General features: G+C 62.5%; 12 protein-coding genes. 2 read left to right on the forward strand and 10 right to left on the reverse strand.

Annotation, left to right across the window (positions count from 1 at the left end):
* Positions 1 to 20: 20 nt before the first annotated feature.
* The 8 genes from NKJ89_RS08605 to NKJ89_RS08640 all read right to left on the reverse strand — a co-directional run bounded on the left by NKJ89_RS08605 (position 21) and on the right by NKJ89_RS08640 (position 8,714).
* Positions 21 to 1,202: a gluzincin family metallopeptidase gene (locus tag NKJ89_RS08605; RefSeq protein WP_352601584.1), complete on the reverse strand. Its 1,182-nt coding sequence runs from the start codon at positions 1,200 to 1,202 to the stop codon at positions 21 to 23.
* Positions 1,203 to 1,285: 83 nt separating this feature from the next.
* Positions 1,286 to 1,954, reverse strand: a complete 669-nt coding sequence (locus NKJ89_RS08610; protein ID WP_352601586.1) for a TfuA-like protein — start codon at positions 1,952 to 1,954, stop codon at positions 1,286 to 1,288.
* A gap of 61 nt (positions 1,955 to 2,015) precedes the next feature.
* Positions 2,016 to 3,164 (reverse strand): YcaO-like family protein, encoded by a 1,149-nt coding sequence (locus NKJ89_RS08615; RefSeq protein WP_023761884.1) that lies wholly within the window; start codon positions 3,162 to 3,164, stop codon positions 2,016 to 2,018.
* Entirely contained in the window at positions 3,164 to 6,259 is a 3,096-nt protein-coding gene (locus NKJ89_RS08620; protein WP_352601588.1) for an ATP-binding protein, read from the reverse strand. Before NKJ89_RS08620 ends, NKJ89_RS08615 begins: the two co-directional genes overlap by 1 nt.
* 98 nt (positions 6,260 to 6,357) lie before the next feature.
* Positions 6,358 to 6,564: a hypothetical protein gene (locus NKJ89_RS08625; protein ID WP_352601590.1), complete on the reverse strand. Its 207-nt coding sequence runs from the start codon at positions 6,562 to 6,564 to the stop codon at positions 6,358 to 6,360.
* Positions 6,565 to 6,624: 60 nt separating this feature from the next.
* Positions 6,625 to 7,155 carry a hypothetical protein gene (locus NKJ89_RS08630; protein ID WP_352601592.1) on the reverse strand — a complete coding sequence of 177 codons (531 nt, stop codon included), beginning with the start codon at positions 7,153 to 7,155 and terminating at the stop codon, positions 6,625 to 6,627.
* Between the two features lie 177 nt (positions 7,156 to 7,332).
* The gene (locus NKJ89_RS08635; RefSeq protein ID WP_352601594.1) at positions 7,333 to 8,562 is read right to left on the reverse strand and encodes an FAD-binding oxidoreductase; all 1,230 of its coding nucleotides are present in this window, start codon (positions 8,560 to 8,562) and stop codon (positions 7,333 to 7,335) included.
* A complete protein-coding gene (locus tag NKJ89_RS08640; RefSeq protein WP_352601596.1) occupies positions 8,559 to 8,714 on the reverse strand; it encodes a hypothetical protein in 156 nt (51 codons plus the stop codon). Before NKJ89_RS08640 ends, NKJ89_RS08635 begins: the two co-directional genes overlap by 4 nt.
* 218 nt (positions 8,715 to 8,932) lie before the next feature.
* On the opposite strand from NKJ89_RS08640, the gene NKJ89_RS08645 reads away from it, so the two are divergent.
* A complete protein-coding gene (locus NKJ89_RS08645; protein ID WP_023761879.1) occupies positions 8,933 to 9,940 on the forward strand; it encodes an AraC family transcriptional regulator in 1,008 nt (335 codons plus the stop codon).
* A gap of 109 nt (positions 9,941 to 10,049) precedes the next feature.
* Here the strand turns inward: NKJ89_RS08645 and NKJ89_RS08650 are convergent, their stop codons facing one another.
* Complete coding sequence (locus tag NKJ89_RS08650; RefSeq protein WP_352601598.1) at positions 10,050 to 10,172, reverse strand: hypothetical protein; 123 nt, start codon at positions 10,170 to 10,172, stop codon at positions 10,050 to 10,052.
* A 103-nt stretch (positions 10,173 to 10,275) separates the two neighbouring features.
* Positions 10,276 to 10,824 (reverse strand): invasion associated locus B family protein, encoded by a 549-nt coding sequence (locus NKJ89_RS08655; protein ID WP_352601600.1) that lies wholly within the window; start codon positions 10,822 to 10,824, stop codon positions 10,276 to 10,278.
* Between the two features lie 257 nt (positions 10,825 to 11,081).
* Between NKJ89_RS08655 and NKJ89_RS08660 the strand changes: the two genes are divergently transcribed.
* On the forward strand, positions 11,082 to 21,914 hold the full coding sequence (locus NKJ89_RS08660) for an inverse autotransporter beta domain-containing protein (RefSeq protein ID WP_352601603.1): 10,833 nt from the start codon (positions 11,082 to 11,084) through the stop codon (positions 21,912 to 21,914).
* Positions 21,915 to 22,088 lie beyond the last annotated feature (174 nt).

Genomic DNA, 22,088 nt, shown 5'->3' on the forward strand with positions numbered 1-22,088 from the left:
CCTCCGTTGCAATCACCAATTCATAAAATTTCCCGCCATCTGAAGTTCTCTTCGAAGCTTGCCGCTATCGCCGGGCGGATGCGGTCGGACACTTCGATGATGGTGGAGGCTGCGATTGCGAATGTGAGATGGTCGGCATCGAGGCGCGTCCACGCGCGCGCGAGCGAAAGCGCGACATCGTCGCGCGCCTTGATTAGCTCGGTCTTGAAAAGGAACGGACTGGCCCGGAATGCATCGCCCGTGAAGTTAGAGATGCGCCGCATGTCGGCTTCACTAACCTGCCTGATGTCGAAGCGAAGCAGGCGCTCGTCGGCCAGGCCCTGCCGCACCAGGCCGGCATGGTAGAGATCGACCAGGGTATCGAACACCGCTCCCGTGAATGGGCGGGACCGGTCATGAATCTCTTCGGTGACTTCCGTCATCTTGCGCGAGTTACTGGCGAGGCGGATCTGTCGGTCGCCCGTCAGTTCGGCGATGCGGTTGAGCTCGTTGAGGACAAGCAGGTTTGCCTGGCTGTGCCGTAACAATCGATCCATCCCGCTGTCGAAATGCAGGAACGAAAGCAGCGAAATAAGATCGGCGTTGGCTTCGTGGAACGGCCCGAAGTCGCCGTCCTGCAGGCCTTGCGCGGGCACTCCGAAGAGAGAAAAGAGTATGGAGTGACCCATTTCATGCGCGATCACATCGAAGTTGAGGGCGTACGGATGGCCGCGCCCGTCGGCTCCACGCTCGCGGCCAAGCTCCAGATAGCCATACCCCGATTGCGCATTCTCCCAGTCAACCCAGGGAATGATCTCAAGCCGCTCGTATGTTTCGGCGAAGTACCAGACAATCGGTTTGCTCAGATAGCTTTCCCAGATGTCCAGCACCCGGCTCGCAGCCGCGAACGCATGCGCTGCCAGGAACTGGCGCGACTGAAGAGCGAGGTGGTCGAAATGACCATCAACGCCGGGCTCGGCGGGTGTGAAATACGCGCCAACGAAGGGCGGCAGGTAGGGATACCCGTACGGCTGCTTGTCCAGCAAGGGATCACGCACGTATATGCGATGATCCTCCGGGCCCGGATGGATCAAACCAGGCGATGTTGAAATCCAGACCGCCTCGGGTTGCTCGTACCCAGAAACGTGAGGCGCTTGTGGGTATAGCAGGAAGCGTGTTCCAGCCGACATCCCCGCCCGACCGGCCACATCGAGCGCGTTCACCTGCGCGGCCCCTCTCATGGTCGGACACTAGCACGAAGCCTGCACTTCGTAAATTGCACCAGGTATCACCGGCAACTCTGTCGTCAGATTGCTAAGCCGGCGTCCTCCAGATCTTGGGCAAACGCGACCGTCATTCTGAAATTCCTCAATTCCGCCGCCACCAATGCATTTTCTCGCACAAGTTGCAGAGCTGACAGTGCATCGCGTTTCTTTTGCTGAACGAAAGCTCCTGCGAGAATTTGCCGGCAGGCTTCGATATCATGGTCACTGGCTTCCCGTAATGCCTCGCGGACCATTCGCGACAGCGTACGTTCCCTAAAATTGAGGTTCCGCGCCGCATTCTCAAGCCTTCCTGACAAATCGGTGGAGATCAGGTTCCGCCTCCAAGCAGCGCGAACGGTCATTCGCAAATCAACCAAAGCGTGCGTCAGGGGCGAAAAATTCACCGCCTTCGGACCGTACAGCACTGCCACTGCGTCATCAGGCAGGAAAGCAAAGCGGCGGTACCATCGATAGATAAGGCCAACGCCGTACATGTATGGGTAAAGCTCGGCGGCTCGCAAGGCTCCCATGCTTCCAGCACCAATCACCGGGATGGCCTGGCTGATCGCCCACAGTATCTCCTTGTGCCTCACTGCCGGCTCAGCCTGGAAGGCGCCGTCTATGATGACAATTGCAGCCGGGTCATAACGCTGCACAGCAGCTATGATCGAGCCTTGCACCGCGGGCGCCAGGCAGATCACGTCGGCCACTTGCTGTGCCTCTGGGTGCGATAGCGTGGGGCCGGTGAAAACGAGCCGAGGTCGCATCCGCTCACTCCACCAAAGGGTACAATTGGGGGATAACTATCCTGACGGCCGACAGTCGGTTCCAAGGGCTGGTGTTGAGGCGGATCAGATACACGGCGTTGATTCCGCTTTCCTCCAGTCTCGCGAGAAGGCTACCAAGCAAGGTCTGCCCGCCCGCCACTCGATAGGCAGGCTGACGGGTGAAGCTCACATCCTTGCGGCCGCCGGTGATCAGCTGGCGGTGCGCCTCGATAAGCTGCCAGTCGGGATATTTCGGATAAGACGTCCGTGTCATGTCATCGCGTGCACCCGAGATTGCCGCAAGCCGCGCCTGCGCCGCCTCGTGGATCGCTTGGACGGCGGCTGCCGCCGGATCGAATGCAGCGGCCGAGCCGTCGGCTGGCAGATGGAGCAATGCCGTCTCGCGAGGATTGCTTTCCATCAGATGGCACCAAATCACAGGCAGGCCAACAGGCGACGGCGCAAGCCAAAGGCCGACGATCATGTCCTTTCGTGCAAGTTCATCCAATAGGGCCAAGACCCTTGCGTCATCGATGGTCGCTGGATCGATTCGCTGGTGTTGCAGAAAACCATGTGTCTTGAGAGCGCGGGCGATGGCATCGCGTTCGACGCATTCCAATATTCCGTGTGTGATGGCGTCTGCTTCATCAAGCGCGGCCGCCAGTCCGGTTGTCGTTGGCGTGAAAATTCCGTCACGGGGGCTGGGCGGTACGAGATAGGCCGTGTGCACCAATTCCAGCGGAACGAAGTCGCGGCCGCCGCCCAGCAGGTTCTCCGCCTCTACCCAAGCGTTTTCTCGGCCGCGCCAATCAGCAGGTGCGGGCTCTCGCAGCCACGTCTCAAATCGCCCGTAGGGTATTCCGAGTAACTTGGCCGAAGCGTAAGCTGCATCAAGATGTTCGATGCGCTCGGCGAAAAAGCTCTCAGCGGATTCCAAAATGGCCGATATGGCAGCGCGAGCCAGGCTGGCACCCTTTCCCTGCGCGACCGCATTTGAAAACGAGAACGGCCTCGTTGCCTGCACGACCGGGATGCCGACACGGTCCAGGCCGGTAATGTCCGCAATACGGGTGATGCCCAACGTTTGTCGCATCGACATCAGATAGGTCAGCGCTTCGTCTGCCGGAGGACCAACGCGCTCATATTGTTCCACTATCGGCTGGCCCGCAGTTCCGGCTCAGGGTTCATGACCAGCGGTTCGCCGGGCTCAACCGACTTCCTTGCCGCTTCGACACGGTCGTTGTAGCTCCGAAGCAGTACGGGCGAGAGATTTGACGCGCTGAGCGTCTCGTAGGCCGCGATGAGAATGGGCACGGCATTCTGCTCGGCTGCAGTATTGAGGCTCTTCTCAAGGGCGGCCGCCACCCGGCTGGCCGCCGCCCTGTCAAGGACGAGCAGTTGTGCAATTCGCCGGTGTAGTTCCGCCAGCCAATATCGGCTGCCACCCGCCTCGGCCTGCGCCACCGCCGAATGAAGCAGCGCAAGCGCATGACCGATCTCACCCGAGCGTGCGAGAAGTTCTGCCAGCATGCCGCAATAGACGGGCTCGTCCTCGGGTGTCTGCACTTGTCCATGGAGGCCGAGGCCCTCACGCATCTTGTCCTTGCCCCGCTGAAGTTGGCCAGCATTGCCATCGCACCAGCCCTCGAAGATCTGTGCCGAGACGGCTATCGAAGGCAGGTGATGAAGCGCGGTCAGCTGTCGCAGATCCTCAATCACGTCACGCAAAGAAGCGAAGTCGCGGCGATAGCAACTCAGCATCGCGTCGTTGATACAGGCATGCGCAATGCTGCTGACATGGCCAGTCTGCTGCGCCCAACGGCGGGCCTCCGACATGGAGCGGAGAGCGCTCGTTGCACGTCCCGAGAACCACAGCGACAGTGCACGATGCGCCAAGCCACACACGCGCGCGTCGTGCCCCCCAAAACGCGTGGCATTCTCGTGCCCCTGGCTCACGTCATAGAGCGGCAATCCAGCATCAATCGCAGCTATGCATCCACCATGGTCTCCGCGATTGAAATCGACTGCCCACAAGCAGTGCCTAGCCTGAAGCTGAATCTCGGGGTCGTTAACCTCCTTCAAATCATTGACGACGGCCTGCGCCCGCTCGCCATCAACGACCGAACCCGTGAACCACCAACCCCAATAGATCGGGAACCACTTGGCGCGCTCCGCTATCGGCCGACGCCGGGTGATCATTACGCCGTCGTCATAGAGCCTGCGGGCGTGTTCGGAATTTGGCCCTTCGACGGCGGTCAGTATCGGCCCGAGCACCACCATCGCCGAGAGCCGCAGCGCATCCCGTTTGTCATGATCGGAAACCTGCCCGCAAAGCGCGATGGCATGCTCGAGCAGCTGCCTTGCCTCAGCCATGGCCGAGCGGGACGAGCTTTCCATGCCGGCATTGACGAACTCGCCGATCGCTTCGTCAAGCAGGCCGCCTCGCTCAGCATGATCGGCAAGAGCTGCCGTTGTTAGCCAGCCAACGAGGCTGCGGTTGCCGCTAGCCACCGCGTAAAGACGCTGATGCAGAGTCTGCCGCCGTTTCCGCAGTGTTCCATTGTAGATCGTCTCTTGGATGAGCGTATGCCGAAACACGTACACTGTCGCCGCTGCGTGCCTGGCACGTACGAAGCCTGCCTCGGCCAGGGCATCGAGCGCCGTAGAGATCGTGCCCCGGTCAAATTCCGGCAAGAGCGCCGACAGCAAGTCCAGGCTGAATCTGTTGCCGGCGACGGCGGCCGCTCGCGCCACCTCGCGGGCGCGGCCGAGAGGCTCCAGCCGGGCATCTATCACTGTTTCCAACACCGCCGCGCGGCCGAGCGAAACGCCCTGTGGCAGCTGCTCCGTACCGCTAGCGGCATTCTCCGCCATCCATTGGCAAACCTCCTCGATGAACAGGGGTACACCGCCGGTGACGCGCTCGACCAACTCTATCAACTCAGGCGCAGGCGCTCGCTTGCCTTGAGGCCACATCGTTGCGATTGCCCGCAAGGTGTCGGCATGCTCAAGGGGTGCGAGCAGGACATGCTTGCTTTTTTCGTCCAGCCAGTCGCCATATCCCGGCCTCGTCGTTGCGATCAAGAGCACGGGGGAACTAGGAACCAGCTTTGCAAGTTCACCCAGCAGTTGCTTCGACGTCAGGTCGATCCAATGAATATCTTCAACGATCAACACCACTGGGCCACGGGCGCACGTTGCTTGTAACGCATGGCGCGCGGCCCAATCGGCCTTCTCCCGGGTCACTTCCGGGCCCATCTCATGGAAACCGGACCTCGCGCCTTCCACGCCGAGCAGAAAAGAAAAGATGTCGACGACTTCGGCGTCGTGAACGTCATGTGCGGCGAACACCTCGGCTAGAAGCGCAGGGGTGAGTGCACGCTCGCCGTCGTCGAAATTGCCCAGCATCGCCTGCCGCAGTGGATACAGCGTCGAACGCGAGTCGCCTGGCATACATTGGAAGAGGAGCAACCTGTTGCGTTGGAAACGCGTTCGCCGGCGCACCTCGTGCAGGATGCGCGACTTGCCAATGCCGGCTTCGCCCTCGATCACGATGACTTGGCCACGTCCCGAAACAGCTTCATTCCAACATTCATGGATCAGCTCGGCCTCATCCGTGCGGTCGATCAAGGGGCTGGTGAGGCGTCCGAACGCGAAGAAACGGTCTACCCCCCGTTTGTGGCTCACCGCCTGCCAGACCTGCTCGGGTTGCGCGAAGCCTTTGATGACGTGAGAACCGCAGAAGCTAAATACGTGTGAGCGCCGTGTCAGATTGCGCGTCTCGTTGCACACGACGACGGTATCTGGCCGGGCGATTGCCTGCAGCCTGGTTGCCAGCGCAAATGCAGGACCGGTTACCGTGTCTTGCCCTACAGCGGTGTCGCCCTTCAGGATTAGCGTCATCGAGGTCGCCACGCCGACCCTTACATGCAGGTCGCTCCTCCCTTTCTCCGCGGCAAGGAGCTTGCACGCCCTGACGATCTCAAGTCCGGCGCTGATTGTCAGCGACGCCGCATCCTTCGCACCCAGATCGACTGGGAACACGGCGACGCCGCCGTCGCCGACCTCGACCCTCACGGTTCCGGAGCACGATACGATTGCTTTCTTGGCGGCCATTTGAAACGCCAAGATAAGTTCCTCAAAATCTTCGATGCCGAGCAGGCCGAGCAACTCGGTGGAGCCTACAAGATCGTAGCAAAGGGCGGTTAATACGCGCCGCTCGTGACGGGACTCGACGCCGTCGTCCATCAACCCCCTGCCGATCGGAAGGCGCGAGCCAGTCCCCGCCTTCGGAACATCAACTCGGCTCTTATGCGACATGTCACCCTCGCTGACAGGGCATACTATCAAAAGTATGACAGAGCACAAATTACAGAGCGGCGATCGCCGCAACCTGCGACGGCTGCTCGGGACCTCTCGCTTGCCTTCAGCTCGCGGCCCATGTTTTTCATCGCCGTCATGCGCTCGGCGATGGTACCCGTCGCCTCTTTGTGCGCCAGCGCAGCGCCTGCAATAAGCACGGCTGCTAACGTCATGGCCGCGAGCTTGAACACCCAAACCTCCCGTCCACGAGGGTGACCTGCCACTGCGTTAAGCGGCAGGTCTTGCTTGGACTACTTCACTGGAATCATCAGGTGCGCGTAGGGCGTGTCGGGGAACATGACATATGGCTGTGTCTGGTTTGGTTCGTGGGGATATAACGCCATGATTTCCGGTGCGTTCATGATCATGACATGGGGACCGTCATGTAGCCATTCGGCCCCTTCCGCCGGCTTGGTTGCAAAGGGGTCGGTATTGCTGGCTGCGTCGCCGCCCTTCAGCATGTAGGCGAAAGCGACCTTGCCTTTCGGCGGCTCGCTCTTTGACATGATCGCGTGCATCCACGCCATCCCGTTCTCATCTGTGCACATCGGATCGTCGGCGGGAGTTCCAGGGTCGTCCGGGATGCAAGTGAAGCCGTTCGTGCCCTTCCTCAACGTCTTCATCTCCCAATTCACGACGGCGGCATTTTTGCCGACAGCGTCCGGTGCTGCCGTAATCGCATTCTCAATCAACTGCTCATCGCTTTTATCAGCCGCAGGTGCGGGGAATGCCCAAGCGGCGGCAATAGCTGCCAGGACCACAGGGCTTGAATGGATGCGCATTTCCTCCTCCTTAGCGAGCGCAGATTTTGCCGGCGCGTTCGCAACGAGCACAGCTCCCGCTCTTTGGAGTTGGCTGCTGCCCAAGGATCTGGAACGCGCCGAATACATAAGATACTCCTCATATTACCGGGGGTCACTCAGGATGTGACGCCGGTCCGCCTGACGAGCGGCCGCCCGTCAGGCAGCCGGCCGGATGTTTTGGTTCACCCGGAAAAGGTTGTTCGGGTCGTATGTCTTCTTCAGCGCAGCCAGGCGCTCGTAGTTGTCTCCATAAGCAGCCTTGAGCCTTGCATCGCCCTCGTCATCCATCATGAAGTTCAGGTAGGCGCCACCCAGGTCGAACGGATGCACCGCCTCCCAATAGGACTTGGTCCAGCGCGTCACCGGCCCCGCTTTCTGTGGGTCCGGATCGATCCCTGCGATAACCATCGACCAGGTCGCATCACGGCAATTCCAAGCTGTCTCGTCTTTGCCGATGCGATGGACGGCGCCATCGATCGGATAGAGATGCATGAGCGATAGCTCGCTCGGCGTCTTCGCCGCCTGCTTGAGATGAGCGTCAATCGCCGCGTCAGACAGTGTCTTGACGAAATCGCCCCGCCAATACCACTGCATCCCCTTCGGGTAGAGCCCGTCGAACATGCTCTGCACGGCGGGATAGGGCATCGTTCCCATCCAGTTGAACCAAGGCGCAGGGAGCGCATCGATGAGCGGGGCCAGCGCCTCTCTACCCTTTTCCTCCGGACCGCTATAGCAACACATCAGGAGACACATCCGCTTTCCCCAAAACTCTTCCGGAAACGGCGCGCTCGAGAGGATCGTCTTGAGCCCGAGGAAGATCCCGAGTTCCTCGGGCGCGTCCGGCAGGAACTCGCGATAACGCTGCATGATGGTACGGGCGTGTTGTTGATCAAATGCGATCGGCCCCGCAAAGACCATGTTGACCCGGTGAAGCTGGAACACAAAGCTGGTGACGACGCCGAAATTGCCGCCACCGCCACGCAGCGCCCAGAACAGGTTGGGGTCCCGTTCCTTGCTGGCGGTGACGAAGCTTCCGTCGGCAAGCACGACATCGGCCTCGATCAGATTGTCGATGGTCAGACCGTATTTGCGCGTCAGATAGCCGTGGCCGCCACTCAGCGTCAGTCCGGCGATCCCAGTGGTCGAGATGATGCCCGCCGGGACAGCCAACCCAAAGGCATGGGTGGCGTGGTCGACGTCGCCCTGAGTGCAGCCCGCGCCTACCCGCGCCGTACAGACGTCCGGATCGACGCGCACGCCTTTCATCGCCGACAGGTCGATCACCAGACCGTCGTCGCAGCTCCCTAACCCCGGTCCGTTATGGCCGCCGCCACGTACCGCAACCAGCAACTTGTTGTCGCGACCGAAATTCACCGCTGTGATCACGTCGGCGACGTCAAGCAGCGGGCGATGACCAACGGTCGCTTGTCGATCATGCCGTTGTAGAGCTTGCGGGCCTCGTCATAGTTCGCGTCGCCGGTGCGGATGACTTCGCCCCGCAGGCTTGCTGCGAATTTGGTGATGTCTTCGTCGTTCATGGCATTCCTCCCTACCGAACCTGTCGGCCGGTCGATGGACGCTAGCCCATCCGGTGCTCGCGAAAATGTCACATCGTCCAATTCTGTTGCCCGATCGTTCAGAGTAGGATCGCGCATATGCGCGCTTGCTCATATGGCCGTATTGCTGGATAGTTCGGATGTCCGGCCGAAAAATTCGTCATTCAGGGGGTAGTCGATCGTTTCCGGAGGTGTAGTGCATGGATGTCCTTTCCGATGTGCTCCGAGCCGTTCGCCTGACGGGTGCGATCTATTTCGATATCGACGCCAGTTCTCCCTGGGTCGGCGAGTCGCCGGGTACCGCCCAGATTGCCGCCGCCATCATGCCGGAGGCCGAGCACGTCATTTCATTTCATGCCGTGATGTCTGGATCGTGCTGGGCCGCGCTGGGAGACGATTCTATGCCTCCGGTACGGGTTAACGCCGGCGATATCGTCGTCTTCCCCGGAGGTGCCCCGAATGTCATGAGTTCCTCGCCGGGGACGCGGGGCAAAGCCAACATGGCAATGTACTATCGGCCGGTAGACGAGAACCTGCCGTTCGCGGTGATTCATGGCGGTGGTGGAGACGAGCGGACCCGGTTTATTTGCGGGTACCTTGGCTGCGATGCGCGTCCCTTCAATCCGCTGCTCGCCGCGTTGCCGGCCATACTGTGCGCCCACAAACCTGCCGACGGCAGCAGCTGGGTTACTGACCTGTTTCGCCAGGCGCTGGCTGAGGGTGGCAGCGGGCGCGCCGGTGGCGAAACGGTTCTCGCCAAGTTGAGCGAATTGATGTTTGTCGAGGTCATCCGCGGCTATCTTGAGACCCTGCCAGAGGACTCGCGTGGATGGCTGTCCGGCCTTCGCGATCCGCACGTCGGCGAGGCGCTCCGACTCATTCACGCACGCCCTACGGAGGAATGGACATTGGACCGTCTCGCCCGCGCCGTAGGGCTCTCGCGCACTGCTTTTGCGGGCCGCTTTAGCCACTACGTCGAGGTCTCGCCCATGCAGTATCTTGCTCGCTGGCGTCTGCAGTTGGCGGGACGCCTGCTCGAACGGCCCGATGTCAGCATCGCGCAGGTGGGAGCTGAGGTCGGCTACGAGTCGGAGGCAGCGTTCAATCGCGCCTTCAAAAAGTTCGTCGGCATTCCACCTGGTACCTGGCGCAAGGGACGTTCGGGTTTGCTGAAAGCCCAAAAGTTGGCCTCTGTCGTCGTTCAGTAGGCAAAAATGGCGCGTGTTCACGGCTCGGGCTGCGTGCCAAGCCGACGTCGACGCAGAGCTCGAATGCCCGTTTCTGCCGGCAACCGCGACAACCTTTAGTCGTCCGTGATCACGGGCAATGTTCGCTCTCGTGCGGGGTAAAGTTGACCTCAACGGCCGACATCAGGCGCGAAGCATAGTGGAAGCCCTCGGGTGCGCTCAGCACCAGCGCCTCGACGCCGGCGCGGTCCATCAGGTGCGCCGCGATCTTAACGGGTCGGACCGTATGCGAGGGGCTTCGGCGCATTGGCGGACAGGCAGACGGCGCGCCAACCGGCCGTCAGCGGACAGCCCAATTACTTGATCGATTCCAGCTTGGCGACGGCGGCCGTGAAGCCGGCCAGCGACACCGGAATGGTGACCGGCTTGCGAGTGACCGATTCCATGGCGATGTTCAGATTTGTGCCGGACTTCATGGCCTTGACGAGGTCCGCCGACAGCGGCGTGGCGGCATAGGCGCCGTTCTGGTCGCTGGTCTGGATCGCGAGGGTCGTCTTCTGGGCCTGGTCGATCTGGAAGGAGGCGCCGGACGGCAGGAACAGCCCGTGCGGCAAGGCAAGCAGCATGGCGAGGCCACCGTTGCCGCTGTCGCGGCGCACGGTCACGGTCAGCACGCGCTGTCCAGTCTTGGCTTCGGTCAGGTTCTGCGACACCTGGCATTGAAGCTCGGCGTTCGCAGAGCCGCTGGAGCAGTTCACCGCCCACGGATTGGCATCGGAAGGTTTCGGCTGGCCCGGCTTGGCGTCTTCGGGAAGGGCCGGTCCCGCTGCCGCCAAGGCCAGCCACAGGGCGCCGCATCCCGCCGCCACGCCAAGTAGATTAGCTTGCGCTAAAATAAATACCATGATCTTTTGTCGGATGCCTTGCATGTTTCCTCGCCCCACCAGGTATTCGCCTCGGTAGGGCTTGATACAACAGTCGGGACGGTTCCGAAAGCTGGGCCGGAGACAAGAAAGCCGACTAAGATACTGTGACCTTTCGGGCACACCACGCGACTTTGCAGGAAACTTCTAGAAATTGAAGGGCCAGAGACTCGCTATACAATAGAATTCGAGTAAGAATTTACACGGGGCACGTGTAGTCCCGGAAGGACTCGCCAGGGATGGGAACTACCGAGAATTCTCGGCAAGTTGGTGGGGCGGCGGCGCATGGGGAGGATTTCCACGTGCGCGCCGGCTATCGCAGTTCACGAATTGCAAGGCATCTGTGGAAGACGACGGCGCTTACGACATTGGCGATCGGCCTTTCCGGCATGGCCGCCCATGGCGACCCGAACGGGCTGTGGCAGCCGCAGATCCGCGCCATCATCGGCGCCGACAACAATGGCGGCAACGCCGCGCTCGAAGGCTTCATCCCGCTCAAGCAGACGGCCGAATCAGTGCTGTTCCTGGATGTCCGGGCCAAGCATGATTTCAAGGACAGTTTCGGCCAGGATGTCGGCCTCGGCATTCGCCGCATCGTCAACCCTGACCTGATGATCGGCGGCTACGCCTATCTCAACGTCGAGAACTATAACTCCAACCAGTTCACATCAGCCACGCTGGGCGCCGAGGCGATCACGCCGCATTTCGACGCGCATGTGAACGTCTATCTGCCAATCAAGGGCGACCACACCGATCACTCGTCGAGTTCGACGCTGTCGATGGTCGGCAACCAGCTGTTGGAGCAGATTTCGGTCCTCGACCATCGCGACTACGCGGCATGGGGTATCGAAGGCGAGATCGGCGCGCAGGTGCCGGTCAACCTACCCGACAAGCATTCGCTGCGGCTGGACATCGGCGGCTATCGTTTCGAGGATCCGCACGACAACGACCACAGCGTCACCGGCGCCAAGGCGGGGTTCGAATACACGATCGGCGATGTCTTCGGCAGCGGCACCGAACTGGTGCTCGCCGGCGAGGTCCGCAACGACAATCGCGACGACACCCAGTTCGCCGGCAGTGTGCGGCTGAACATCCCGTTCAATCCAGGCCACGGTTCGGACAATGCCGACAGCGGCGTCGACAATGGGGCCGGCAGCGGGCCGGAGCCGGTCTATCCGGTCAGCGAAGGCCTGCGCAAACGCGTCAACGAGCGGGTGCGCGGCGATATCGGCGTCAGGATCCAGTCGCAGGAACTGAACGGCGGATCGACGACGCGCGTCGCCATCAACGCCGCCTCCAATGCGGCCTTCGGAAAATTCTACTTTGCCGATGGCGGCTTGGCGGGCGCAGGCACCCAAGCCGATCCGACAACATTGGACGATGCCGTCACCAAGGCCGGCGGCGGCGGGTTTGTGGTAGCGCTCGGCGGCAGCGGCAATTTGACAACCGACGGTGTGACGCCCGCCGATGGCCAGACCGTCATCGGCGGCGGCGAAAGCGTCACCGCCAAGCTTTTTGGCGGCGGCACCAGCACCTTCAACCTGGGCGGCAGCGACGGCACGATCCAGGGCACCAACGTCGCCAACCCGGTCATAACGCTGGGCAATGGCAACACGCTCAACGGCATCACCATCACCGGCGGCGGCGATGGCATCCTGGGCGACAACATCACCGGCGCGACGCTGACCAATGTCACGGTCACTGGCGCAGGCGGCAACGGCGCCGACTTCACGGGCAGCTCGACCGGCATCACCGGTTCCAATTTCACCGCGACCGGCAACGGCCTCGACGGCCTGCACATCGAAGGCGACGGCACCTACAATTTTACCGGCACGACATTGCTGCAGGGCAATCTCGACGACGGCCTCGATATCACCGGCAAGGGCACCTACACCTTCGCCACCGTCAATGCGAAGGACAACGCCGACCGCGGCATCACCGTGCAGGGCACGTCAACAGGCGGCACGGTCACCACCACCGGCGGCGCCATCTCCGGCAATGGCGGTATGGCTGTCTTCATCGATCCGATCACCGCGCATGTGGTGCTGGATTCGATCGACCAGAACGGCGGTCCGGCGGGCGTGGTGCTCGATCAGGTCTCGGGCAAGTTCACCGTCACCGGCACGACCACGACCAAGAACACGACCGGAGTGGCGATCCAGATCACCAATTCGCCGGCTGAGATCCGCTTCGGCGGCGATGTGACGATCCAGGCGCCGAATGCGGGCGGCATCGACGTCTCGGGGATCAACGGCAAGATCGGCTTCGGCAACGTCTACATATCGGAGCTTGTCAGCGGCAATACCGGGCTCGACCTGTCGGGCAGCACATCGACATTCACCGCCCTGCTGCTCGACATCACCGGCGCCGGCACATCGACGGGCATCGACCTTTCGGGCGCCACCGGCGGATCGGTGGCCATCGGCAGCGGCACCATCGCCGTCGGCACCGGCGTGCAATTGGGCACGCATGGCGCGGCGGGTGCGAGTGCGAACACATCGTTCTCCTTCGGCGGCGGCACGATCACGGGCACGGTCGCATCACTCGACGCGCGCGGGCTGAACCAGACGCTTGGGCTCTATGCGTTCGGCCCGACCGACCTTGTCGGCCCACAGCTGTTCGACGTGCAGAACGTCATCTTCGTCGGCGCCGCGGCGACCGGCAGCGGCGATGGGTCATCGCTGTCAAATCTCGCATCGGCGATCACCGCCAACAACAATCACGACAGCGACGCGATCTTCGTGCTGGTCAACAATCCGGCCAACACGCCGATCGACGCTGGCAGTGGTTTCACGCTGGACGACGGCCAGACACTGGGCTCGTTCGGCAACGGACGTAGCTTCTCGCTCGGCGGCATTCCGATCAACGTCACCGGCGACAATGTCGAGCACGACCAGATCGTCTCGGACCCCGGCGGCGGCGCGGCGACGCTGACCGCTTCCAGCGGCAACGTCGTGACGCTGGCCAACAATACGGCGGTGCTCGACCTCAACATTTCCGGCGGCGCCGGCTACGGCATCTACGGCAACGGCGTCAGTACGGTAACGATCTCCGGCGTGGATGTTTCCGGCGCAGGCATGAGCGGCGTGCTGTTCGACGGCACCAACACCGTTTCCGGCACCAACCTCGGCTCCAGCGGCAATGGCGGCGCGGGCCTGTCGATCCAGGGCGACGGCACCTACGCTTTCGGTGGCACGACGACCCTGTCGAGCAACGCTGGCGACGGCCTGCTGATCAACGGCAACGGAACCTATGGGTTCGGCGCGCTCAATTCGGACGGCAATGGCGGCAGCGGCGTCAGCGCGACGTCGACCGGCGCCGGCACACTGTCGACGACGGGCGGGAGCCTGTTCAACAACACCACATCCGCCTTCTCGGCGGCAAATATCGGGCTTGGCGTCACTCTTGGGGGTATCGGCCAGGTCGGCGGCACCACCGGCGTCAGCCTTTCGGGCGTCACCGGCAGCTTCAGCGTTACCGGCCCGACGACAATCGACAGCACCACGGGCGATGGAATCTCGGTCAGCGGCAGCGCTGCAACGGTCGGGTTCAGCGGCGACGTGTTCGTCACCCAGGTGCTCGGCAATGGCATCGCGCTCAGCGCCAACAGCGGCGCCGTCAGCTTTGGCTATACGGAAATCGGTCTCCCGGGCCTCAACGGCATCGACGTCCAGGGTGTCAACGGCACGATCAGCTTTGGCAATACCAACATTGGCGGCGTCGAGGCCACCGGGCTCGACCTGTCGGGCAGTCAGTCGACCTTCACCGCCACTTCGCTCAACATTTTCGGCGGCGCCACGTCGACAGGCATCGATCTTTCCGGCACCACCGGCGGCTCGGTGACAATCGGCACCGGCGCCATTTCGGCCGACACCGGCGTGCAGATGGGCACGCATGGCGCGTCCGGAACCACCGCCAACACGACCTTCTCGTTCGGCGCCGCCGGCGGCGCGATCATCACCGGCACGACGGCATCGCTCGACATGCGCGGCCTGTCGCCAGGCAGCGGCACCTATGCCTTCAACACCACGGTGCTCAACGGTCCGCAGCTGTTCGACATCGCCAATGTCATCTACGTCGGCGCCGCCAACACGGGCCTAGGCGATGGCTCGACCGTCAACGACCTGATCAACGCCACCGCGGCGGACGCGCTGGCGGCCCCGGCCAACACCATCTTCGTTCTGGTCAACAACGGGGCCGGAAACATCGACACCGATGCCGACGGCTTTACGCTGGCCGACGGCCAATCGATCGTGTCCTTCGCCAATGGCGCTTCCGTGAGCCTTGGCTCGCCGCCCGCCAATGTCACCGGTGCGAATGTCATCAGCGGCACGCAGGTGCAGGACGACCCCTTCGGCAATGGCGGTGCGACGCTCAACAATGCGGCCGGCAAGACCATCGACCTGGCCAACGGCAACGTCGTCGAGAACCTCACCGTCAGCAGCGCCGGCTTTGCCATCTACGGATTGGGCGTCAACGGCGCAACGATCAACGGCGTGACGGTCAGCAGTGCCGGGATAGGTCTTTTCCTCAATAGCGTGACGGGCACGGTCTCCGTCGACGATCTTGACATCCAGAACGCAAGCCAAACCGGCATCGCGCTAGCCAATTCGAGCGCGACGGTCAATTTCACCGGCAGCACGACGATCGCCAATGCCGCCAATGTCGGGCTGTTCGCCAATGATTTCGACGGCACGGCCACCTTCGACGACCTCGACATCAGTGGCGGCGGCGGGGGCGTCGCTATCTGGACCGGCTCGAGTGGCACGCTGACTTTCGGGGCCGCGAGTTCCATCACCAATACGGGCGATGTAGCCTTCAACATCAACGTCGCGACGCCCAACGTCACCTATAACGGTACGATCAACCAGGCGACGGCGGCCAACGCAGTCAAGATCTCCGGCCTGACCGGCGGCAGCGCCACTTTCGCCGGCAAGATCACCGCGAGCACCGGTGCGGCCAACGCGATCGACTTGAGCGGCAATGGCAGCGCAATCAATTTCACCGGCGGGCTCGACCTCACCACCGCCGGCGGCGATGGCATAAACATCAGCAACAATGCCGGCCCGGTGACGTTCTCGGGCGTGACCACCGTGACGCTGGGCGCGTCCGCCAACACGGCCGGCATCAATTTCAGCGGCACCAATGCCAACGTCCTGTTCGGTACCACGACTATCAGCAATGTCGGCGCCAACCAGACCGGCATCGACTTCAGCGGATCGTCCACGACCGCCGGTTTCGGCCTGACCACGATCACCGGCACCGGCGACTTGACCTCACGCGGTATCGACCTGTCGTCGACGACGGGCAATAAGACTATCACCTTCCTGCAAGGTTCCAAGATCGACAATGTCGGCATCGGCGTCGACCTGTCGTCGGGCCTCAGCACCGCGACCACTGCCAATGCCACCTTTACCTTCGGCGACGGCGATTCGACCGACGGGCTTGAATCCTTCATCATCGCGGCATCCGGCGGCTACACCGTCAACACCGTCGGGCTCGATCCGACGAAGGGCAGCTATGATTTCGACGACGTGTCCTTCACCGGCAGCGCCAATCTGGCCACGGCGCCCGGTTCGGTCACCCTGGTTTCGCAATCGGGCGGCTTCATCGCGGCCGGCACGACGGGCAATCTCAGCACGGGCGTCAACTCCATCTCGCTCGCCGCAGCCGATGCGCTGACCGGCGCGCAGAACTTCGTCTTCGTCGGCACGATCGATCTCGGCGCCACCGCCTTCACGCTCGACTCAGGACAGACCATTGCCGGCTTCGGCAATAGCAGCGTCGTTTCGACCGGCACGATCCAGCCGGCCAATGTCCAGGGTAATCTCGGCGCCACCGGGGGCAATATCACCGGCGGCGAGGCCGTGGTCAGCGGCACGGCCAATCTCATGGAGCTGCTCGGCGACAATGCCGTGCGTAACACCGCCTTCGACTTCAGCGGCGCCACCGGCGCTGCCTTCCTCATCGACCAGGGCGCGGTCGGCTTCAGCAATGCCAGCGGCATCACCATCGAAGGCGTGACGATCAGCAATGTCTCGGTGGGCCAGAGGGCCGTCCAGGTTGCCGGCCTTGATGGCAATCTGTCGGTCATCAACAACAACATCAACGTCGCCGGTGCCCTGCTCGACGTGAATGGCGGCACCGGCACCATCTCGGTCTCGCGCGGCTTCCTGCCCAACGCCGGACCGGCAGGCACGCTGACCGGTGGCGGCATCACCATCGCCAACCGCACCGGCGGTTCGGTGACTTTCACCGACCAGGTCACCATCAATGGCGGCGGCGTGGCGATTTCGAGCGGTAGCGGGGCGGCGGCGGTCAATTTCGACGGCGGCCTCGCCATCGCGGCATCGACCGCCACCGGCCTCAGCCTTGCCGGGCTGAACAGCCTGACCGTTGCCGATGCCGGCACGACGACGATCGACGGGACCGGCCAGACGGCATTGTCGCTGCAGGGCACACTCGGCGCTGGCGGTGTCCATTTCGACAGTGTCGCTTCGACCAACGCGGGCACACAGGGCGTGCTGATCAGCGGCGCCAGCGGCGGCGCGGTCGACCTCGACGCAGTCACCGTGACAACTTCCAACGGCGCCGGCATCGAAATCCTCAATTCGGCCGGCACCTACACGTTCGGCAACACGACGATCGACAATTCCCAGTCGTTCGGCCGCGGCGTCAACATCGAGAACGCAACCGGCGCCACGTCAGCCACCTTCGATGGCACGCTGGCGATCACCACCGGCACCGGCACCGGTTTGCGTGCTGTCGGTGGCGCCACGCCCGCCAATACGAGCTTGAGCTTCACGGGTGGCGGCACAAAGACCATCACCGCGCAGGCCGGCGAGGCCGTCGACATCACTTCGGCAAACGTCAACGGCACCTTGACCTCGACCAGCGCCTCCTTCGGCGCCGGCCACGGCATCAATCTGCAGAATCTGACCGGCTCGCTCGATCTCGGCACCGGCACGCTGAACAACCTGGGCGCGGGCGCCGCCTTCAATGTCGGCTCGGGCACCGATCTCAGCGGCGGCAACGCTGATATTTCCTACGCCGGCACCATCGTCAGCGCCGGATTGGGTGCAGCCGTCTCGATCCAGGAACTGACCGGCGGCTCGGTGACACTGTCAGGCAATCTGAGCGATACGAACGCTGCCGGCGGCGGCAATATCGTCGTGGCCAACATCAACAACGGCACCGCGGCAACTGTCGCCTTCTCCGGCCTCAGCAAGCAGATCCAGTCGGGTGCGACCGCCGGCGTCAACCTGGTCGGCAACACCAATGGCACCATCGATTTCAGCAATGGTGGCCTGGCCATCAACACGACCAGCGGCGTCGGCTTCGCCGCCCAGGCCGGCGGCACGATCAGCGTGGCCGGCACCACCAACACGATCACGTCGACCGAGAACGCGCTCAGCCTCAACGCCGTGACCGTTGGCAGCGGCATCAACTTCAACTCGGTTTCAACCAGCGGCGGCGTGACCACCGGCATCGCGCTCACAAACGTCGCTTCATCCGGCGGTGCCATCAATCTCGGCACGGTCGACCTGCAAGGCATCAGTTCACGTGGTGTGGACGTCACCGGCACACTCGGCGCGGGGCTCAATTTCAACTCGCTGAGCATCGGCCTGACCAGCACTACGGCCGTGGCCTTCGACCTCAACGGCGCCGCCATCAACGCGCCGATCACGGCCAATGATTTCGATGTCACCAACACGATTGGCGCCGGCACCTCGATCGGCGTCGACCTGCGCGGTGCCACCGGCGCCCAGGTCGTGCGCCTCGGCGACGCCGTTGCGGGCGGCGCCAGCTCGAGCATCTCCGGCGTCAACACCGGCGTGTACCTCGACAGCGCCACCAACCTTGCCTTCACCTATGGCGACGGCGAATCGGCGACCGACCAGAATTCGACCATCGCCGCCACTGTCGGCATCGACGCCTCCAGCGCGCCAGCCGCCGGGACTTATAACTTCCAGGATGTCAACTTTGCCGCCAGCCCCGGCCTCGGCTTCGGCGTCGGCAAGATCTATTTCGTCGGCGCCAGCGCCACCGGCGACGGAACCGGCCGCGACCAGAACAATCTGACGACGCTGTCGACGGCGGAAGCGGCGGCGGTAACGAGCGATGTCCTGGTGCTGGTCAACGACGGCGGGACCATCACCGCGACAAGCAGCGGTGCGGACAACACGCTGGTGCTGGCCACCGGCGAGCAGGTGCGCGGCTTTGGCAATGGCAACATCAATCTGGCGATGACGGTGCCATCCACTATCCAGCTTGCCAACAACAACATCTCGATCGTCGATGCCACGGCCGATGGCGCCGCCACGCTGACGACGAGTGCCGGCAGCAATGCCATCACGCTCGGCGCCAGCGGCAACTTCATCGACGGCTTCACTCTCGACGGCAGCCCCGCAGGCGCGGCGCGGGGCATCAAGGACAATGGCGGCGGCGCTTCCGGCAACATCATCAGCCACATGACGATCCGGAACTTCGCCACCGCCGGCGTCGAGATCACGCCGTCGACCAGCACGGCGATCGACCATGTGACATTCGCCGGTAACGCCACCGACGTCATCGTCAACGCGCTCAACACCACCATCACCAATGTCAGCAGCACCGGCGCTACCGGGATCGCCTTCGATATCCGCAACACGACCGGCACCACGACGCTGGCCAACCTCAACGTCACCACGGCGTCGACCGGCACCGGCATCGTCTTCGGCGGGGGGACCGGCCCGCAAGGCACGATCACCGGCGCCAATGTCGATGTCACGGGCGGCGCCGGCGGCGGCATCAAGGTTACCGGCGGCAACGCTGCCATCGCGTTCGATGCGGCGAGCTTCGTTGCCAGCACGTCGGGTGGCACGGCGGTCACCATCGCGAACCGCAGTGGCGGCAGCTTCGCCTTTGCCGGCGCGGTCGTGGCGAATGGCGCGGCGAGCGGCATCAGCGTTTCCGGCGCGACGGCGGCCAACACGGTCAGCTTCACCGGCGGCGTTGATTTCGGCAGCAGCTTGGTGCTGACCGGCACCGCCGTTTCGATCGACAACAATGCCACCGCCTCGACGGTCAGCTTCTCCAACCTCGCCATCGCCACCAACGGCACGACTGGCTTCAGCGCCAGCAATGGTGGCACGGTCAACGTCACCACCGGAACCGTGAGTTCCACGGCTGCACAGGCCGTCGCACTGAACGGTGTTGCCGCAGGGGTCACGTTCAGCGCGACCAATTCGAGCGGCGGCGCCAATAGTGTCAACCTGACCAACGTGACCGGCACCGTCGCCCTCGGCTCGGGCACGCTGACAGGCGCGACGGGCACGGCATTCGTGGTTTCGGGTGGCTCGGCCAATGTCGACTACAACGGCACGATCAACCACAGCGCCAATGCTGTCGCGATCAATGTCCTGAACCACACCGGCACCGCCGGCGGCGCCAGCACGATCTCCTTTGACGCCGCCATAACGTCGAACGGCTCCAGCGACGGCATCAGCCTGACGAGCAATGGCGGCACCAACGGCACCAATATCAACTTCACCAGCGTGCTGACCATCAACACGTCGGCCAGCAACACCATCGGGTTCAACGCGACCGGTGGCGGCACGATCAGCGCCACCGGGTCGGGCAGCACGATCAATTCGGGCAACGCTACGGCGCTGAATGTCGCCAACACGACGATTGGGGCCAGCGATGTGACCTTCCAGAGCATCACGTCGAATGGTGGCAGCGCGACCGGCATCATCCTCGACAACACCGGATCTAGCGGCGGCCTGCATGTGACAGGTGTCGGCACGACGGTCGGGAGTGGCGGCAGCATTGCTAACAAGACGGGCGCCGACGGCTCCACCTCACAAGGCGTCGGTATCTATCTCAACAACACGACAGACGTGCAGCTTGCCAACGTGCAGATGAACGACTTCCAGAATTTCGGCATTTTTGGCAACAACGTGGCCGGGATGACGCTCAATCAGGTGGTCATCAACGGCACCAACGGCACGCTGCAGGGTGGCGTCGGCGAAGGTGATGCCTACTTCACGGGCCTGACCGGTTCTGCGACCGTTACGAACTCCACCTTTACCGGTGCGGCCTATGACGCCTTCCACGTCTTCAACAATGCCGGACAGACCCTCAACAGGATAACCATCACGGGCTCGACGTTTGGGACGCTGACGGGCGCAGGAAATCTCTCCAACGACGCGCTGGTCTTCCAGGCGACGGACGGTGTGTTCAACGCGACCATCCAGGGCTCGACATTTACTTCAGCGCGTGGCGACCTGTTCCAGATGGACCTCCACGGTGGTGTCAGTTCGGATCTTGTGTTTGGCGGCGGAACGGCATTGCTCGGCAATAAGCTGACCAACAACAATGGCAACATAGTTTCCGGCGGCGGCGGCATCACGATCAGCTCTGGCGGCGCCGGCGACCACGCCAACCTGACCTTCAACATCGCCCACAACACGATGCGCGACGCCCTTGGTTCCGCTCTCGGTATTAGCTCGGGCTCGGGAACCGGTTCGTTCACCGGTACAATCGATTCCAACACGATCGGTGTCGCAGGGGTAACGGACAGTGGGTCGGCACAAGGGTCCGGCATCGGATTCGTCACCGACGGCGGGGCCGCGTCGAGCGTGACGATCACCAACAATGCAGTCTATCAATATAACAATTCCGGTATTTTCATACAGACCGGCGACGCCGCGAATGGCGGCAACGCCCAACTCACCGCCGTCGTACAGGGCAATACGGTCAGCAATCCCGGCACGTTTGGCACCAATGGCTTCTTGCTCAACGCCGGCACAGTCACAAACGATGCACAGACGGTTTCGCTGACCCTTGGCGGCCCAGGGGCTTTGACCAACAACTTTACCGGGTCCGGTGCAAACGGAGGCACGGATATTCGTCTTCGCCAGCGTTTCAACGTGCATGTCGGGTTGCATGCGGGCGGAGGCTTCAGCTACGGCGGTGCGCCAACGGATACGGCAGCAATTACAAGTTTCGTCCAGACGTACAACGCTGGTTCTCCGACGGTCAGCGTGGTCACCGGTCTTGCGGGCAGCGGATTCTTCTCGGCGCCGTAGCGCAGGGCTGTCGATGGCATGCAACGAATCGGACCGGCTGGCGCCAGCTCGATTTTTGAGCTGATCGGTCAAAAAACATAGTGACGTTTTGTTGAATACTAACTGTTTGTTGAGTGTCACGTAGAATAATATCTATATAGCATTTATGAGACAGTATTACTGATAGATTTCTAC

Source organism: Mesorhizobium sp. M0047, from assembly GCF_040323315.1.
Lineage (GTDB): Bacteria > Pseudomonadota > Alphaproteobacteria > Rhizobiales > Rhizobiaceae > Mesorhizobium.

Coding starts and splice junctions, on each gene's coding strand:
- NKJ89_RS08620 (WP_352601588.1), bottom strand. CDS start 6,259: ATGGACGACGGCGTCGAGTCCCGTCACGAGCGGCGCGTATTAACCGCC.
- NKJ89_RS08630 (WP_352601592.1), bottom strand. CDS start 7,155: ATGCGCATCCATTCAAGCCCTGTGGTCCTGGCAGCTATTGCCGCCGCT.
- NKJ89_RS08640 (WP_352601596.1), bottom strand. CDS start 8,714: ATGAACGACGAAGACATCACCAAATTCGCAGCAAGCCTGCGGGGCGAA.
- NKJ89_RS08645 (WP_023761879.1), top strand. CDS start 8,933: ATGGATGTCCTTTCCGATGTGCTCCGAGCCGTTCGCCTGACGGGTGCG.
- NKJ89_RS08650 (WP_352601598.1), bottom strand. CDS start 10,172: ATGGACCGCGCCGGCGTCGAGGCGCTGGTGCTGAGCGCACCCGAGGGC.
- NKJ89_RS08655 (WP_352601600.1), bottom strand. CDS start 10,824: ATGGTATTTATTTTAGCGCAAGCTAATCTACTTGGCGTGGCGGCGGGA.
- NKJ89_RS08660 (WP_352601603.1), top strand. CDS start 11,082: ATGGGAACTACCGAGAATTCTCGGCAAGTTGGTGGGGCGGCGGCGCAT.